Annotated in this window: 18 protein-coding genes; 6 read left to right on the top strand and 12 right to left on the bottom strand. The window is 59.5% G+C overall.

Features of this window, described 5'->3' with window-relative positions:
* Positions 1–13: 13 nt before the first annotated feature.
* Genes FHT86_RS10890 through FHT86_RS10880 form a run of 3 tightly spaced genes read right to left on the bottom strand, consistent with a single transcriptional unit; the run spans position 14 to position 1,132 of the window.
* Positions 14–376 (bottom strand): YciI family protein, encoded by a 363-nt coding sequence (locus FHT86_RS10890; protein ID WP_133706736.1) that lies wholly within the window; start codon positions 374–376, stop codon positions 14–16.
* Between the two features lie 23 nt (positions 377–399).
* Positions 400–762 (bottom strand): YciI family protein, encoded by a 363-nt coding sequence (locus FHT86_RS10885; RefSeq protein WP_133706735.1) that lies wholly within the window; start codon positions 760–762, stop codon positions 400–402.
* Between the two features lie 10 nt (positions 763–772).
* Positions 773–1,132, bottom strand: a complete 360-nt coding sequence (locus FHT86_RS10880; RefSeq protein ID WP_133706734.1) for a YciI family protein — start codon at positions 1,130–1,132, stop codon at positions 773–775.
* A 155-nt stretch (positions 1,133–1,287) separates the two neighbouring features.
* Here FHT86_RS10880 and FHT86_RS10875 point away from each other — a divergent pair, with 155 nt between their 5' ends.
* On the top strand, positions 1,288–1,518 hold the full coding sequence (locus FHT86_RS10875; RefSeq protein WP_133706733.1) for a hypothetical protein: 231 nt from the start codon (positions 1,288–1,290) through the stop codon (positions 1,516–1,518).
* A 281-nt stretch (positions 1,519–1,799) separates the two neighbouring features.
* Positions 1,800–2,681 carry a protein-L-isoaspartate O-methyltransferase family protein gene (locus tag FHT86_RS10870; protein WP_133706732.1) on the top strand — a complete coding sequence of 294 codons (882 nt, stop codon included), beginning with the start codon at positions 1,800–1,802 and terminating at the stop codon, positions 2,679–2,681.
* A gap of 238 nt (positions 2,682–2,919) precedes the next feature.
* Here the strand turns inward: FHT86_RS10870 and FHT86_RS10865 are convergent, their stop codons facing one another.
* From FHT86_RS10865 to FHT86_RS10850, 4 genes are all read right to left on the bottom strand, one after another.
* Positions 2,920–3,888 carry a phosphotransferase family protein gene (locus tag FHT86_RS10865; RefSeq protein WP_133706731.1) on the bottom strand — a complete coding sequence of 323 codons (969 nt, stop codon included), beginning with the start codon at positions 3,886–3,888 and terminating at the stop codon, positions 2,920–2,922.
* Between the two features lie 14 nt (positions 3,889–3,902).
* Positions 3,903–5,408: an AMP nucleosidase gene (locus FHT86_RS10860; RefSeq protein WP_133706730.1), complete on the bottom strand. Its 1,506-nt coding sequence runs from the start codon at positions 5,406–5,408 to the stop codon at positions 3,903–3,905.
* Between the two features lie 125 nt (positions 5,409–5,533).
* The gene (locus FHT86_RS10855) at positions 5,534–5,710 is read right to left on the bottom strand and encodes a hypothetical protein (RefSeq protein WP_166656782.1); all 177 of its coding nucleotides are present in this window, start codon (positions 5,708–5,710) and stop codon (positions 5,534–5,536) included.
* A gap of 180 nt (positions 5,711–5,890) precedes the next feature.
* Positions 5,891–6,229, bottom strand: coding sequence for a DUF2147 domain-containing protein (locus FHT86_RS10850; protein ID WP_133706729.1), 339 nt, complete (start codon positions 6,227–6,229; stop codon positions 5,891–5,893).
* A gap of 462 nt (positions 6,230–6,691) precedes the next feature.
* Here FHT86_RS10850 and FHT86_RS10845 point away from each other — a divergent pair, with 462 nt between their 5' ends.
* Positions 6,692–6,955 carry a sel1 repeat family protein gene (locus FHT86_RS10845; RefSeq protein ID WP_133706728.1) on the top strand — a complete coding sequence of 88 codons (264 nt, stop codon included), beginning with the start codon at positions 6,692–6,694 and terminating at the stop codon, positions 6,953–6,955.
* Positions 6,956–7,091: 136 nt separating this feature from the next.
* Here the strand turns inward: FHT86_RS10845 and FHT86_RS10840 are convergent, their stop codons facing one another.
* Positions 7,092–8,204, bottom strand: coding sequence for a pyridoxal phosphate-dependent aminotransferase (locus FHT86_RS10840; protein ID WP_133706727.1), 1,113 nt, complete (start codon positions 8,202–8,204; stop codon positions 7,092–7,094).
* Between the two features lie 91 nt (positions 8,205–8,295).
* Complete coding sequence (locus FHT86_RS10835; protein WP_166656781.1) at positions 8,296–8,688, bottom strand: PilZ domain-containing protein; 393 nt, start codon at positions 8,686–8,688, stop codon at positions 8,296–8,298.
* Positions 8,689–8,910: 222 nt separating this feature from the next.
* On the opposite strand from FHT86_RS10835, the gene FHT86_RS10830 reads away from it, so the two are divergent.
* From FHT86_RS10830 to FHT86_RS10820, 3 genes are all read left to right on the top strand, one after another.
* The gene (locus FHT86_RS10830; protein WP_133706725.1) at positions 8,911–9,357 is read left to right on the top strand and encodes a host attachment protein; all 447 of its coding nucleotides are present in this window, start codon (positions 8,911–8,913) and stop codon (positions 9,355–9,357) included.
* Between the two features lie 257 nt (positions 9,358–9,614).
* Complete coding sequence (locus FHT86_RS10825; RefSeq protein ID WP_133706724.1) at positions 9,615–10,052, top strand: glyoxalase superfamily protein; 438 nt, start codon at positions 9,615–9,617, stop codon at positions 10,050–10,052.
* Between the two features lie 67 nt (positions 10,053–10,119).
* Positions 10,120–11,487, top strand: coding sequence for an MATE family efflux transporter (locus tag FHT86_RS10820; RefSeq protein ID WP_133706723.1), 1,368 nt, complete (start codon positions 10,120–10,122; stop codon positions 11,485–11,487).
* A gap of 48 nt (positions 11,488–11,535) precedes the next feature.
* Here the strand turns inward: FHT86_RS10820 and iolB are convergent, their stop codons facing one another.
* The 3 genes from iolB to iolD form a co-directional block, all read right to left on the bottom strand.
* Complete coding sequence (gene iolB / locus FHT86_RS10815; protein WP_133706722.1) at positions 11,536–12,333, bottom strand: 5-deoxy-glucuronate isomerase; 798 nt, start codon at positions 12,331–12,333, stop codon at positions 11,536–11,538.
* A 44-nt stretch (positions 12,334–12,377) separates the two neighbouring features.
* On the bottom strand, positions 12,378–13,295 hold the full coding sequence (iolE, locus tag FHT86_RS10810; RefSeq protein WP_133706721.1) for a myo-inosose-2 dehydratase: 918 nt from the start codon (positions 13,293–13,295) through the stop codon (positions 12,378–12,380).
* Positions 13,296–13,362: 67 nt separating this feature from the next.
* Positions 13,363–15,213, bottom strand: coding sequence for a 3D-(3,5/4)-trihydroxycyclohexane-1,2-dione acylhydrolase (decyclizing) (gene iolD, locus FHT86_RS10805; protein ID WP_133706720.1), 1,851 nt, complete (start codon positions 15,211–15,213; stop codon positions 13,363–13,365).
* Between the last annotated feature and the right edge of the window lie 3 nt (positions 15,214–15,216).

Below are 15,216 nucleotides of genomic sequence, written 5' to 3'. Positions count from 1 at the left end.
TTCTGTTCTCCTGTCAGGTGCCGGGAAGGGTCAGTATCCGCACTGGGCGGATTTCGACCGCACCATAGCGCGCCGAGGGGATGCGCCGCGCAATTTCGGTTGCGCCAGCCATGTCGGCAGCCTCGATAAGATAGAAGCCGGCCAGATGTTCCTTCGTCTCGACGAATGGGCCATCCGTTGTGGAAAGCGCCGACCCGCGCGGGCGGATGACGATCGCCTTGTCGGGCGTCTCCAGCGCGTCCGACAGGATCATCGTGCCTCTGCGTCTTAGGCCTTCGTCATATTCGAAATGCTCGGCGATCAGGGTATCGACCTCGCTGGAGGTCAGCGTGCCGTCCACGTCGGCGGACGTGTAGATCAAGCATAGAAACCGCATGTCCATGTCCTCCTGCTCTTTGTCTATTCGTTCGGAAACCGGATGTCATAGGCCGCGCGGACCTCGATCATGCCATACCGGGCCACAGGGAAGGTGGCGGCGATGGCAGTCGCCTCGTCGATATCCTTCGCCTCGATCAGTACGAAGCCGCCGAGATGCTCCTTCATTTCGGCAAACGGACCGTCGGTGACTGTGGCGTCGCCTTTGCGCACTCGCACCGTCTTGGCAGTCTGCGGCGCCCGTAACGCGTTTGCCACGACGATATGTCCGCTGTCGCGCAGCCTGTTGTCGTTGTCGATGGATTCTTGCGTCAGCCGCCGTCCTTCTTCCTCGGTGATGGTCATGATCTCGGCGGTTTCGAACCAGACCTGGCAGAGAAATTTCATCGTCGCCTCCTTACACTTCAGGACCGAAAGAATAGATCGGCCGCACCTCGATGCTGCCGAGCTTTGCCAGCGGAATACCGGCCGCGACGCGGATCGCGTCGTTCAGGTCCCTGGCATCGATCAGGATGAAGCCGCCAAGATGCTCCTTGGTCTCGATGAATGGGCCGTCCGTCACCGCCGTCTCGCCGTTACGCACCTGCACCGTCACTGCTGAGCGTGGCGATTGCAGCGCTTCGGCATGAATCATATGCCCGCTTGCGGCGAGATCCCGGTCATAGGCAAGCGAATCCGAATCGAGTCTCTGCTTTTCCTCTTTCGTCATGGCATCGAGCTTCGTGCCGTCGAACCAGACCTGACAAAGATATTTCATCGCTGCTCTTCCTCTTTCCATTTGCTGACAGCCATAGACGAGCGGGCCGCACGCAAATCGACATCCAGATCGGCAGCATGACAAAAAATTTCATCGCTGTCGAAAATGGGCGAGGCCGCTCGACAAGTTCCGTCATCACCAAAGGAGAGACGGACATGCACACCTTGGAAACAGCTCTGGTGAATTATTGGTGCAGGAAGACATTGTCGGAGAAGGATCTGATGGAGCCGATCGAGCTTCGCAAGGTCGTTCTTCGTACCTCGATCGGCTTTGCCGCCTTTGCGGTTCTGATCCTTTGCCTCAACTGGGCGGCAGATCCGATGATCAATCGGCCGCAGGTGGCGGTCGCCGATCAGATGCGGCCGATGCCGGAGGCAAAAAAATAAGGGGCGAGAGACCTCCAGCCTTTAACCGAAATGCAGAATCCAGGCATAGATTGGTGCCTAATCCGATTGCGACAGGCGTTTTACCTTGCTGGAAATCTCTTCGTGAAGCATCCTGCGCGCTCGACTGCCGCAGAATGTCCGTTTTTGCGACACTACCCTTATGTCCTTGCCAAATTAACCAGCACGCTCTCGCGCCAGACGCGGCGTCGGCTAAATGACGGAAAACAGGTGATACACTCGCTTGGCCTAGTGGTTTTAAGATCGTGAAGGAGAGATGCTCAATGGTGAGGAAATCGGGTGTCGTGCTGGAAGAAGTCCGTCGGTTTCACGCACAGATGATGGCGGTGGCCACAGGCTCCCCGGATGAGCGGTTCGAACGCATTTTCGAGCTTGTGCCTCGCGAAGCCTTCCTTGGTCCCGGTCCCTGGCATATCGCCGTCCACCCTTGGAAGAAATCCTATCGGCATCGCTACATTGAAACGCCGAGTGACAATCCGGTGCATGTTAATCAGAACGTGCTGGTAGCGCTGGATCGAGCGAAGGGCATCAACAATGGCGAGCCCATGTTGCATGCAGCCTGGCTCGGCAGCGTCAATCCGCAGGGTGGAGAGGTGGTAACCCATATCGGGGCAGGTACCGGCTACTACACCGCGATCCTCTCGATGCTGACGCTTCCGAATGGCCACGTGCATGCCTTCGAAATCGATGAGCGTCTTGCTGGGCGGGCGCACGAGAACCTTGTTCCCTTCGAAGATGTTTCGGTTACACATGGCGATGCTACTGTGCTGGCGCTGCCACCATCCGACCTGATCTATGTGAATGCCGGCGTGGTGGTCCCGCCCGTGCATTGGCTAGAATCCTTGCGTCCAGGCGGTCGGATGATCTTTCCCTGGCGCCCGAGCGAGGATGTTGCCTTCGCCATGCTGATCACCCGGGGCCAAACGGGATTCTCTGCGCGGCCGTTGATGCCGGCCTGGTTCATTCCATGCATTGGCGCAAGCGACCCTCTCCAGAGCCTCAAGGCGCCAGATAGAGCTGGCGCACAAACCATCCGCTCCCTCTGGCTGACCAAAGATCGCGACCCAGACGAGAGTGCAATTGCAATTTTCCGGGACGTCTGGTTCTCAGACCAGGCCACTACGGCGATCGCAGTGGCTGCATAATTCCTAAACTCCGCGAAAAAAAGCCGTCACGCTGAGTTCTCCGGTAAATTCCCGTCGCGAAACTACGATTTTTGCGAATAGGTTTGCGACAGGAATTAGTTGAAGAGCTCAACGCTAGCGATTTTGTCGCGAAACTCAAATCGCATCGCGATCTCCGGGATTCGCTCTTTGCGCCTCAGACTCTTGATTTTGCGCATGTCGTTGTCGCAAACCACCGCGCACTTTTGCGCGACATGCGTCACGATTTTCGCGAGAGTCGCTTTCTATCACCGGCGGTCATCTCGCGCAGATCCCGGATAAGGTCACCGGGTCCGTTTTCTGCCCCTGCATTTACGCCGAGCTTCGTCAGCCAGCACCACATGCTGACCCGATGGAAAAGCATGTAGAGCCAGAGCGCACATTCGGTGTCTGTGTGATCGACTGGGCCGTAACCCTCAAGAATCGGCCGATAGCTGCGGGGGTCTTCATGCGCCGAACAGAACAGGGCCTTGGCCAGATCGAAGAGTTTATCTGCCGCGCGTGCATTTCCGAAGTCAATGAGCCCGCTGAGCTCAAGTCTGTCTACGTCGTTCCGCCGCGCTAGCACATTGCCCTGATGGAAATCGTCATGGCAGAGGACCGGACCATCGCTTTCATCCAGAAGACCGAAGCTCTTTTCGGCAAGCTGCTGCAGACGACGCCCGAGATCGGCGTCGCCTCCAAGATCGCGAAAACGGCGAAACACGTCTTCGAACGCCACCGTCATATAATCCGCGTTCGTGGATATCGGCCTCTCGACCCCGTGGCCGTGTATGTAGCCATAGGCAGGCATGGGCACCGCATGGATGCGACACAGAAGCTCTCCCATCTGCCGATAGGCCTGCTCGATATCCGGTGCTGCCATCCAGTTGCGCAGCGAACGGCCGGGCAGCAGCGTCAGCAAGGCGTAGCGCAGTGGCAGCAGGGTTCGCGAGTCGTCAAGACGCAGCCACTTCGGAACCGACGGCGTTAGTCCTTGGAGCCAACCTGCGACGACCGCTTCCTTCGACGGCCCCCATTCGGGCTCATTCGGATAGATCTTGAGGACCAGCGACCCACAATCAGAATCCGAAAGATCGATTCTGAAAACGTCTGTGCTACCGCCCGTCAGCCGGGCAAAACCACTGACGGTCAGGGCAGAATCGAGACTCTGGACGAGCCGCTGAACGCATTCGGTGTCCAGTTTCAAAGCGTCTCTTGTTCCTATTGAAACGCCGTTTCGAAGAAACTGCGCAGCTTGCGCGAGTGCAGCGCTTCCGGCGGCATTGCCGCCAGCTTCTGGATGGCGCGGATGCCGATCTGGAGGTGCTGGTTCACCTGCGTGCGGTAGAAGGCGGTGGCCATCCCCGGCAGCTTCAGTTCGCCGTGCAGCGGCTTGTCGGACACGCAGAGCAATGTGCCGTAGGGGACGCGGAAGCGGAAACCGTTGGCGGCAATGGTCGCCGACTCCATGTCCAGCGCAACGGCGCGGGCCTGCGACAGGCGCTTGACCGGGCCTGCCTGATCGCGCAGTTCCCAGTTGCGGTTGTCGATCGTTCCGACCGTGCCGGTGCGCATGATGCGTTTCAGCTCGAAACCTTCGTAGCCGGTAATCTCGGCAACCGCCGCTTCCAGCGCCACCTGCACTTCGGCGAGCGCCGGGATCGGCACCCAGACCGGCAGGTCGTCGTCGAGGACGTGATCCTCGCGCATATAGGCATGCGCCAGCACATAGTCGCCGAGCCGCTGGCTGTTGCGCAGGCCGGCGCAGTGGCCGAGCATCAGCCAGGCATGCGGGCGCAGCACGGCGACGTGGTCTGTGATCGTCTTGGCGTTGGACGGGCCGACGCCGATATTGATCATGGTGATGCCGGCATGGCCCTTCTTTTTCAGATGGTAGGCCGGCATTTGCGGCAGCCGCGGCGGGCTGGCGCCGGCCTCCGGCTGGCTGGAACCGGCGAGCGTGACGATGTTGCCGGGCTCGACAAAGGCGGTGTAGCCGTCACCGCCGCCCTTGGCCATCAGGTCGCGCGCCCAGTTGCCGAACTCGTCGATATAGAACTGATAGTTCGTGAAAAGTACGAAGTTCTGGAAATGCGACGCGCTGGTTGCGGTGTAGTGTGCCAGGCGGGCAAGCGAGTAGTCGATGCGTTGCGCGGTAAACGGCGCGAGCGGCGAGGGCTGGCCCGGCGGCGGAATATATTCGCCATTGGCGATCTCATCGTCGGTGGTGTTCAGGTCCGGCGTATCGAAGAGATCGCGCAGCGGAATGTCGTCGAAAGCGGCAGCGGAAGCTTCCACATGTGCACCTTCGCCAAAGGCGAAATGCAGCGGGATCGGCGTCGTCGATTCCGACACGACCACCGGCACATTATGGCTGCGCATCAACAGCGCCAACTGTTCTTTCAGATAATGCCGGAAGAGCTGCGGGCGGGTGATGGTGGTGGTGTAGACGCCGGGCGCGGTGACGTGGCCGTAGGAAAGACGCGAGTCCACATGGCCGAAGCTCGTCGTCTCGATGCTGACCTGCGGGTAGAAGGCGCGGTAGCGCGCCGTGATCGGCACACCCTTGGCGAGCTTGGTGAAGCTGTCGATCAGAAACGCCGTGTTGCGGTCGTAAAGCTCGGTCAGAGCATCGACAGCCTTGGCAGGATCGTCAAAGCTCTGCGGCTGAAACGGACTGGGTGAAGAAATATCAAGAGGTGAAAAAGGAGAGATTCGGTTGCTCATGCGCCATTATAGAGTGTCGTCTTTAACAAGCAAACGACGTTGCAAGGCACGATCCGAGATTTTCGCAGCTATTTTTATGCTGTTTCGCCGTTCGACTCTCGAATAAATTGGTGAAAGGTTCCCGATTATTGCACTGTCGTGCAATAGGGGCTGCCTGTCTGCAGGCAAGTGAAGCTTGCACCGAAATGCGATTGCGCACCACTGCGGCCGGTATGTTCTACCGCCATCGAAAATGTTATCGCAAAGATGGCGGCAAACAACATGATGATGCCAAAACGCCGCGCCATGATGATCGTGTTCATATTCCTGGCCCTACCGTGCCCTATACTGGACACTGTTTTGCCATGGTCAGGCTGAACAGGTGCTGAGGTACCGGTTCATCCGGCGTTCAGAAAGATTACCGCGGACAAATCGTGGAACTGAAGATCTTCCCCGGGCAAGAACGTATTGATTGGTCCGACGTCCTTCGCGCGAAGTACTTTCTAAAGCTTCGTCCAAGTCTGCGATTTGCAGAAGACCTTCAATACACAGCCCTGCATTCTTACGGTATTGCCGCTGACCGTGCCGGACCCGTTATAGGTCTTGTTGTCGACGGGATCGGTGAGTTCGCCCGAGTAGATGCTGCCCTTGCCCTGCATCCTGCCGATCTGCCGGCCGGCATACTTCCCGGTCTTCAGCGTCACGCAGTAGCCGCTGCTGCAAGGGGCGATGGCAGCAGTATCGCCCTCTCCGGTTTTCCAATTGCCGACGATTGGCTCGTCGGCCAAAACCGCACTCGCGCTGAAGACCAGCGCGGCGACGAGAATGGTGACACGGATCATATCTTTCCTTCCCCCAAAGGTTTTCCGGCGCTGGGGCCGAGATTGAGGTGAAATTATCCAGCGCGAATGCAAAGGTAAATACCCCTTGTGAGTGCGAATTTCCCGGCTTCTCGGCAGCCCTCATCCCACCGAAAAATAACGTTCCGTCTGTCAGCGACTGTTTTCGTGGTGAACAAAGGGTTTAAATCCAAACCTTAACATTGTGTAAAACTCGCGCAAAAATCCTTAATTTGCAAGGGAAGCGATGTTTAACAAAATCCCAAGTTTACCAAGCATTTGCACTTTGTTTGCATCGAATTAAGCATGCATTTTAGCCGTTTTTTGAAAGCCGTCTGCGATAGTGAAGCCATCAAACGAGCGGGCAAACCCGCCGACCGGAAGGATCATCAAGCCGCGATAGATGGCAAGGTCCGGAAGGAAAACAGGGCCGATAACGAATAGACTGAAACAGGGATTAAACCGATGGCACGCTTCGAAATACCAACATCCGAAATGGCCATGATGGGTGGCAACAGCGCTGACGCTCTTTGTGAACTGGGCGTGATCTATGCGACCGGCAGGGGTTGCAAGCCCGATCTCGTTGCCGCCCACAAATGGTTGAACATCGCCGCCATCAAGGGCAGCGACCGCGCCGCCGAGCTTCGCGCCGACGTCGCAGCCACGCTGACCAAGATGGAACTCGCCGCAGCGCTCCGAGCCGCCCGCGAGTGGATGACCACGCACTGAAGCGCGTTAGGCCTAATCTAAAGCAATAACCCCGGAAGAGGGAACGACAGCACGGCGGAGAGACGCGCTGTCAACATCAAGAAAACCGCGACCGGCCGGGAACAAGGCCGGCGCGGTTTTTCGTTGCTTCCAAGCTTCAGCCGATCGCCTTCAATACTTTCGGCAGTGCCTCGGCCAGAAGATCGAGATCGTGCTTGGGACCGACGCTGATGCGGATGCAGCGATTGAGCGGCGCTACACCTGGCATGCGGATGAAGACGCCATGCTGGATCAGCCCATCGACGATGGCGCGTGCGTAAACACCGTCGCGCCCGCAATCGACGGCGACGAAGTTGGTCGCGGAGGCAAGCGGTGAAAGCCCGTTGTCACGGGCGATCATGCCGATATGCTCACGGGCAGCGTGAATTTTAGCCACGACTTCGGCAAGGTAGGCCTGATCCTTCAGAGCCGCGAGTGCGGCCGCCGTCGCCAGTCGGTTCATGCCGAAGTGATTGCGGATCTTGTCGAAAGCAAGCACGGTTTCCGGCACGCCGATGGCATAACCGACACGGGCACCCGCGAGGCCATAAGCCTTGGAGAAGGTACGTGTGCGCAGCACGTTCGGCAGGTCGATCAGCGCAGAGATATCGGGCAACGAACTGGCAGGCCCGGTCTCGCTATAGGCTTCGTCGAGAACGAGCAGGCAGCTTTCCGGCAGAGCGCGGGCAAAGGCGACGATCTTGTCGGCATCCCACCAGCTTCCCATCGGGTTGTCGGGGTTGGCGAAATAGACGAGCGGCGCATTCTCGCGCTTTACTGCCTGCAGCAGGCCGTCGAGATCCTCGCGATCGTTGATATAGGGTACGGTTACCAACCGCCCGCCGAATCCGGCGACATGGAAATTGAAGGTCGGATAGCCGCCGAGCGAGGTCACGACGGGTGCCCCCGGCTCGACCACCATGCGCACGATGAGACCGAGCAGGCTGTCGATGCCTTCGCCGACGGCGATATTCGCGGGCTTGACGCCGAGATGCGCGGCGAGCGCTTCTTTCAGCGCGAAATTTTCCGGATCATTGTATTTCCAGATATCGCCGGCCTGCTCGCGCATGGTCTCGATGACGGAGGGGGCGGGGCCGAAGCCATTTTCATTGGCACCGATACGTGCCTTGACGGTCAAACCGCGTTGGCGTTCGAGAGCTTCCGGGCCGACGAAGGGCACGGTGGAGGGAAGGGCGCTGATCAGCGGCGTGAAGCGCGAAAAGGCGGACATTCTGGCTAATTTTCCCGAATTCTGTTGCAAGGCGCAGCACAATAGGCGCTTGGCGGGCCGTTGCAAGGGCGGAAAAGCTTGATGCCGACGCCTATTGCCGCTTGCCGCGCGCTGCAAGCGCCTCGGTGTTGCCGATCATGAAATCGGCGCGCACGACACGTCTCAATGTTTCCGGCTCGATCAGGTTGATGAAGCGAACGTTGACGCGGTTGTCTATCCGATTGATCTCGGCGCAGCCGATGCGATAGGCAAGGCCGAGGATGTTCAGATAATAGTGTGTTGGCAGGCCCACGGTCGTGCCGACGATGAAACTGGCGCCGCCCTGCGAAATGTCGACGATTTCGGCGCTGCGGATCGAAATGCCTGTCAGACATGGGCGTACGGCAATGATACGGGCCGGCCGCTGAACGAAGAACCGTTCCCACCTGTGCTCGTAGACTTCGGATTTGACTTTCGCCAGATGCGTTGCGCGAAGCATTGTCATTCCCCGGTTTGAGGCTGCCGAATTCATCTCGGTTACAGCATGAACCTTGCACGGAGATTTTGCGTAAGCGTCAACTGCGCCAATCGAATTTTAACGAATCGGCGTTTTTCAGCCGGTTGAGCGATATTGCGCGCCAAATATGAAGTTTTTGAACCCTTCGCGTCATGAGACGTTCTCTTTGTCGACGGTTTTGATCGTGACATGGAGCGTGAGGACGGGACGATGGTCGATATCAAAATTTCACGAGGAACCTGGATCGTTGTTTGCGACGGCGCAAAGGCGCTGATCCTGGAGAGTTCGAATCGCAGCCCGCATCCGGACTTGCAAACGCGCGAAACCATGGAACAGCCGCACGCACCGGATCGGGAACTCGGCGCAGACAAACCGGGGCGCACGCATCAGGCCGAAGGTTTCGGAGGCAGCGCCGTGGAAGAAACGGCATGGCATGAACAGGCAGCGGCGGAGTTTTTGAAGGGTATTGCTGCGAAGGTCGATGCGCTCGTGCAGGAGAAAGGCGTCAACCGCCTCATCCTCGTAGCGCCGCCGCGCGCGCTTGGCATCCTGCGGCCCCATCTCGGGGCTCATTCGCAGATGGCCATCGTCGCCGAGGTTGCCAAGGACCTGACGAATTTCCCGGTTGATCAGATCGAGCGCTATCTTGCCGCTTGAGGAATGACGGTGCGAGATACCGCCATCCTCGATGCCTGCGCCTGCACAGCGTTTCTTCCAGCACCGCCGCCTTGTCTTGACATCGGCTTTGGCTTCGATCATACGGAAACCCGGTTCGAGGCACCGGCCGCTCGCGGATGAGAATCCATGGTGAAGCCCTTGCGAATATGGTCACAGCCATCTGGCGCATGCTGACTGGCGGTAATGCGAGCCCCGATCTGCAGTCGTAAACGCATGCCTTCTGAGAGGCTGACTCCGTGACGACGATCTATCCGTCCATCAATGAACTGAAAGAGCAGGCCAAACGCCTGCGACAGGCTATGGCCGCGCGCGGTGGTGATGTCGCCCATAGCGCAGCTTTGGAGCTGCTTGCCAAGCAATACGGGCTGCGCGACTGGAACACCCTATCGGTGCTTGCGGCAAAACCGAATGCGGTGCCCAGCGCGCCGGTCGCTGTTGGGACCGCAGTTCGTGGCCGCTATCTGAATCAGCCTTTCACCGGCAAGGTTCTGGCGCTTTCGGAGCAGTCCGGTGGGCTTTACAGGATCACGATCCATTTTGACACTCCTGTGGATGTCGTGACTTTCGAGAGCTTCTCTGCCTTCCGCCAGCGCATCAACGCCCAGATCGACGTCAACGGCATTTCACCGCGCAAGACCTCCGATGGCGTGCCGCATCTGGTGCTGGACATCTAGCATCCATCCTTTCATCAATCGATTGCGGCCGTCATCTGGCGGGCCGTGATGCTGCGTGGATTTTGCCATGACGAATCATTCCGAAAGCAACATATTCCTGAGCGGCTGGCTGCCGGGCGTCTTTGCCCGCACCGCCGCGCCGATCATCTTGATCACAACCATCAACGGCCTTTTTGCCGTCGTCGATGCCTTTTTCCTCGGCATCTATGTGGGTGCCGATGCCATCTCGGCGGTCAGCCTCATTTTTCCGGCGCTCATGCTTCTGATCGCTCTGCAATCCCTGGTCTCCAATGGCATGGCGAGCATCCTGGCCCGTCGTCTGGGAGCCGGAGATCGGGCTGGGGCAAGGCGGGTTTTCACAGCCGCTCATGGCCTGGCCTTGGCGGTGGTGATCCTGGTCAACGCCGCGTACTGGACAGCTGGGCGGCAAGTCATCGTCGCGAGCGCGGCGGGCGACACCGCTGTTGCCGCCAATGCCGCCGCCTTCATGGGCGTCATGGTCGGCTTCGCGCCAATCAGCTTCCTGTTGTCGGTGCATGTCGACGCTCTGCGCTGCGAGGGCAAGATCGGCTTCATGACCGTTGTGACGCTTGCCTCGACACTCCTCAATATCGTGGCCAACTGGCTGCTGATGTCGGTGATGCATTGGGGTGTCATCGGCTCAGCCGCCGGTTCGATCGCGGCGCAATTCATTTGCCTGGCGATCATCCTGTCCTATCGCTGGCGGCGGCCCGGCGCGCTGAGGCCGTCGACGTCATTTCCGATCGCTGAATGGCGCGGGATCGTCGCCTTCGGTGCGCCGATGAGCCTAGGCTTCATCGGCATATCCCTGAGTTCGGCAGCAATCCTCTTCAACCTGTCGATCTGGCACCAGGGAGACTATGTCGCGACCGTCGGCGCTTATGGAATCATTACCCGCGTGATGACCTTCGCCTATCTGCCGCTCCTCGGCCTCAGCATCGCCCTGCAGACGATATCCGGTCATAATCACGGCGCCGCACTTCCCGCCCGTGTCAGCCGAAGCCTGCAGATCGCCATGGTGTCGGCGCTGATCTACTGCAGCGTGGTGGAGTTGGTCGTCGAGATGTTTGCGGGTAGTCTGGGGGGCGTTTTCGTTGGCGATTCCGTCATCGTTGCGGAGGTGGGACGGATATTGCCATGGACAGTCGGCGCCTATTTCCTCTTCGGGCAGATGATCGTGCTGTCGTCTTATTTCCAGTCGATCGGCGATGCGAAGGGGGGGGCGATCTTCGGCCTGGCACGGCCCTATTTCTTCACGCTGCCGCTGACATTCCTGCTGCCCTTCATTTTCGGCGAAACTGGAATCTGGATGGTGCCGGTCTTCGCGGAGGCGGGAATGTTCGTGCTCGCCTGGCTTGTATTGTCGCGCAATGCCAGAGACCGCGGCTGGCGATACGGATTGCTGCCGGCATGATGAACAGGCCGCGCCATCAAGGCGCGGCCTTGCCATGCTCTTGGGAGTTTATGCCTTCAGAAGCCACTCATGTTCTGGCGCGTTGTAGAACTTCCAGACGCGTTTCGGACCGGCCATCACATTGAGATAATAGAGGTCGTAGCCATGGCAGGCGGCGCAGGGATGGTATCCTTTCGGCACCAGCGTCACGTCGCCGTCCTCGAGCACCATGACTTCATCCAGCGAGCGATCATCGGTGTAGACTCGTTGGAAGCCGAAACCCTGCGGCGGGTTCAGGCGATGATAATAGGTCTCCTCGAGAAAGCTTTCGTTCGGCAAATTGTCCTGATCATGTTTGTGCGGCGGGTAGGACGACGTATGACCGCCCGGCGTGATGACTTCGACCACCAGCAGGGAATGAGCTGCGCCGTCATCCTCCGGCATGATGTTGTTGACATAACGGACATTGGTGCCCTTGCCGCGCGTCAGCGCCGGATGTGTGCCGGGCGGAATGGCGCGGGCCTCATGCGAGCCGCCGCCGGGGGCTGAGCACACGGCCAGCTCCAGATCAGTTTCGGCGACGACGGACCAGTTGGAGCCGGCCGGAATATACAGAGCATGCGGCGCACCCTCGAAGGGACTCATGCGGCCACCAAGCAATCCGAAATCCTTTTCGCCAACCTTGGCACTCGCCTTGCCGCTGACCCAGACCAGGCAAACCTCGCGATCGCCGGTTTCGGCCGAAGCCGTTTCGCCGGGTTTCAGCCGGAAAAGGTCGAAGCCGACATAAGTCCAGCCGGCGTTTCCGGGAGTGACATGGGTGACGCGACCATGGGAGCCATCAGGTTTGACCTTGAGATTTGGCATGGGCGTTCTTCCTCCGTTGCTTGGGGAGAGGTCTTCGGTTGCCTCTATCCCTTAGGAAAACCTTCAGTTTCCACCGTATAGCCAGCTGCGGTCATGACGCGCATCAATTCGGCATGGCCGATCTCGGCCATTTTCTGCGGCGGAGCCTTGCGCGGATCCTGTTCGGCCTCGACGACGAACCAGCCTTCATAGCCGTAACTCGCCAGGCGCTGGACGATGGCACCGAAATCGAGCGAGCCGTCGCCCGGCACTGTGAACGCGCCAAGCGCCACCGCGTCGAGGAAGGATTGTCGGCTACGATCCAGCCCGTCCACAACCGGCTTGCGGATATCCTTGACGTGAACGTGGTTGATGCGGGCGTGGTGATTGTCGATGGCGCGCAGGACGTCACCGCCGGCAAAGGCCAGGTGACCCGCATCGAGCAGAAGCGGAATGCCTTCGCCGGAATTGCGCATGAACGCGTCGAGTTCCGGCTCGGTTTCCACGACTGCGGCCATGTGATGGTGATAGGAGAGCGGCATGCCCTGCTCGGCGCACCATTCGCCGAACTGAGTGACGCGGCGGGCATAGGCCTTCATCTCGTCATCCGAAAGACGCGGCTTGGTGGCGAGCGGCTTGGAGCGGTCGCCCTGGATGGAGCGGCCGACCTCGCCATAGACGATGCAGGGTGCGTTCACTGCCTTGAACAGCTCGATCATCGGAGCGATGCGGTCCTTGTTGGCGGCAAGCTCCTCATTAACAAGCGTACCGGAGAACCAGCCGCCACAGAGCGTCACGTCGGCGGCGCGCAGGATTGGCAACATTTCATCAGGATTGCTGGGGAAACGCCGGCCTTGTTCCATGCCGGTGAAGCCGGCACTGCGCGACTGGCACAGGCATTCCTCGAGGGATACGTCGTCGCTGAGCTCTGGAAGGTCGTCATTCCACCAGGCGATGGGCGACATGCCGAGTTTGGCCTTCATCAATGGTCTCCTTAAAAGCATTGTTGGAGGAGCAGGCCCGCTCCTCCAGAAAAATGGCAGAAATCGATCAGCCGAGACGCTGGGCGGCGCGGGCTTCTTCGTAGTCCGCACGGGCCTTGTTGACCTCGGCGCGCGGGCTGACCTCGGGCACGGCGACATCCCACCAATGCCCGCCTTCGTCCGTCGTGATCAGCGGATCGGTGTCGATGACGATGACGGAGGTGCGGTCGTTCTTCTTCGAAGCCTCGATTGCCTGTTCCAGTTCAGCGATCGAGGCGACCTTTACGGCGACGGCGCCCATGCTTTCGGCATGCGCCCGGAAATCGATCTCCGGCATCACCTCATGACGCGCATCCTTCAAGAGATTGTTGAAGTTGGCACCGCCGGTCGCCATCTGCAGCCGGTTGATGCAGCCATAGCCCCTGTTGTCGAGGAGGACGACGGTGAGCTTCAGCCCGAGCATGACCGAGGTCGCCAGCTCCGAATTCAGCATCATGTAGGAGCCGTCGCCGACCATGACGACAACCTCCTTGTCGGGCCGCGCCATCTTCGCGCCGAGCCCGCCGGCGATCTCATAGCCCATGCAGGAGAAGCCGTATTCCATGTGGTAACTGCCTGGCACGGTCGTCGGCCAGAGTTTGTGCAATTCGCCGGGCAGGCCGCCGGCAGCGCACAGCAAGATGCTTTTTTCGCCGCCGATCGAGCGGGCGACGGCGCCGATCACCTGGGCGTCGGAGGGCAGGGCGGCATTGGTGGTCGCCATCGCCTTGGCGGCAGCCTCCAACCAGACCTTCTTTTCTCGTGTTGCTTTTTCCACAAGCACTGCTGGCGCTTTCCAGCCGGAAAGGCCTGCAGACAAGGCTTTCAGTCCCTCGCGCGCATCTGTCACCAAGGGGTGACTATTATGCTTCAGCGCATCATAGGCCGCGATGTTGAGGCCGATCATGGTCAATTTTTCGTTCTTGAACAGCGCCCAGGAGCCAGTGGTGAAATCCTGGCAGCGGGTGCCGACGGCAATCACCAGATCGGTCTCCTCAGCAATCGCGTTGGCAGCCGACGTTCCGGTGACGCCGACCGAACCGAGCGCGAGCGGATGCGTCTCGTCGATCGCCGACTTGCCGGCTTGGGTGACAACGACGGGAATGCCGTGTGCTTCCGCGAAAGCAGCAAGCTCCTTCGTCGCCCGCGAATAGAGCACGCCGCCGCCGGCGACGATCACCGGCTTTTCGGATTTGCGAATCAGTGCGATGGCGTTTGCCAGCTCGTCCGCATCCGGCTGCGGACGTCGTTGTGTCCAGACGTGCTCCTCGAAGAAGCTTTCCGGATAGTCGAAGGCCTCGGCCTGCACATCCTGGCAAAGCGCCAGCGTCACCGGACCGCAATCGAGTGGTTCGGTCAACACCTGCATGGCGCGCTTCAGCGCCGTCATGATCTGCTCGGGGCGGGTGATGCGGTCGAAGTAGCGCGACACCGGACGGAAGGCATCATTGGCCGAGACTGTGCCGTCGCCGAAGTCCTCGATCTGCTGCAGCACCGGATCGGGCGCGCGGTTGGCGAAGACATCACCAGGGAGGAAGAGCACCGGGATGCGGTTGACATGCGCGACGCCGGCCGCAGTCACCATGTTCAGCGCGCCCGGACCGATCGATGTGGTGCAGGCCATGAAACGCTGGCGGAAGCTGGTTTTCGCATAGGCTATCGCGGCATGCGCCATGCCTTGTTCGTTGTGGGCGCGGAAGGTCGGAAGCTCCTCGCGAACCTGATAGAGCGCTTCCCCCATGCCGGCGACGTTGCCGTGGCCGAAGATCGCCCACACGCCGCCGAAGATCGGCAGCTTTTGGCCATCGATCACAGTCATCTGCTTCTTGAGGAAATGTGCGACGGCCTGTGCCATCGTCAATCGGATCGTCTTGCCCATGGG

Source organism: Rhizobium sp. BK313 (assembly GCF_014193655.1).
In the GTDB taxonomy this organism is placed as follows: domain Bacteria; phylum Pseudomonadota; class Alphaproteobacteria; order Rhizobiales; family Rhizobiaceae; genus Rhizobium.
This window is presented reverse-complemented; position numbering and strand designations above follow the sequence as displayed.

Bases quoted from the DNA above. Each gene is read 5' to 3' on its own strand.
- FHT86_RS10890 (WP_133706736.1), bottom strand. From the start codon at position 376: ATGCGGTTTCTATGCTTGATCTACACGTCCGCCGACGTGGACGGCACG.
- FHT86_RS10885 (WP_133706735.1), bottom strand. From the start codon at position 762: ATGAAATTTCTCTGCCAGGTCTGGTTCGAAACCGCCGAGATCATGACC.
- FHT86_RS10880 (WP_133706734.1), bottom strand. From the start codon at position 1,132: ATGAAATATCTTTGTCAGGTCTGGTTCGACGGCACGAAGCTCGATGCC.
- FHT86_RS10875 (WP_133706733.1), top strand. From the start codon at position 1,288: ATGCACACCTTGGAAACAGCTCTGGTGAATTATTGGTGCAGGAAGACA.
- FHT86_RS10870 (WP_133706732.1), top strand. From the start codon at position 1,800: ATGGTGAGGAAATCGGGTGTCGTGCTGGAAGAAGTCCGTCGGTTTCAC.
- FHT86_RS10860 (WP_133706730.1), bottom strand. From the start codon at position 5,408: ATGAGCAACCGAATCTCTCCTTTTTCACCTCTTGATATTTCTTCACCC.
- FHT86_RS10855 (WP_166656782.1), bottom strand. From the start codon at position 5,710: ATGAACACGATCATCATGGCGCGGCGTTTTGGCATCATCATGTTGTTT.
- FHT86_RS10850 (WP_133706729.1), bottom strand. From the start codon at position 6,229: ATGATCCGTGTCACCATTCTCGTCGCCGCGCTGGTCTTCAGCGCGAGT.
- FHT86_RS10845 (WP_133706728.1), top strand. From the start codon at position 6,692: ATGGCACGCTTCGAAATACCAACATCCGAAATGGCCATGATGGGTGGC.
- FHT86_RS10840 (WP_133706727.1), bottom strand. From the start codon at position 8,204: ATGTCCGCCTTTTCGCGCTTCACGCCGCTGATCAGCGCCCTTCCCTCC.
- FHT86_RS10835 (WP_166656781.1), bottom strand. From the start codon at position 8,688: ATGACAATGCTTCGCGCAACGCATCTGGCGAAAGTCAAATCCGAAGTC.
- FHT86_RS10830 (WP_133706725.1), top strand. From the start codon at position 8,911: ATGGTCGATATCAAAATTTCACGAGGAACCTGGATCGTTGTTTGCGAC.
- FHT86_RS10820 (WP_133706723.1), top strand. From the start codon at position 10,120: ATGACGAATCATTCCGAAAGCAACATATTCCTGAGCGGCTGGCTGCCG.
- iolB (WP_133706722.1), bottom strand. From the start codon at position 12,333: ATGCCAAATCTCAAGGTCAAACCTGATGGCTCCCATGGTCGCGTCACC.
- iolE (WP_133706721.1), bottom strand. From the start codon at position 13,295: ATGAAGGCCAAACTCGGCATGTCGCCCATCGCCTGGTGGAATGACGAC.
- iolD (WP_133706720.1), bottom strand. From the start codon at position 15,213: ATGGGCAAGACGATCCGATTGACGATGGCACAGGCCGTCGCACATTTC.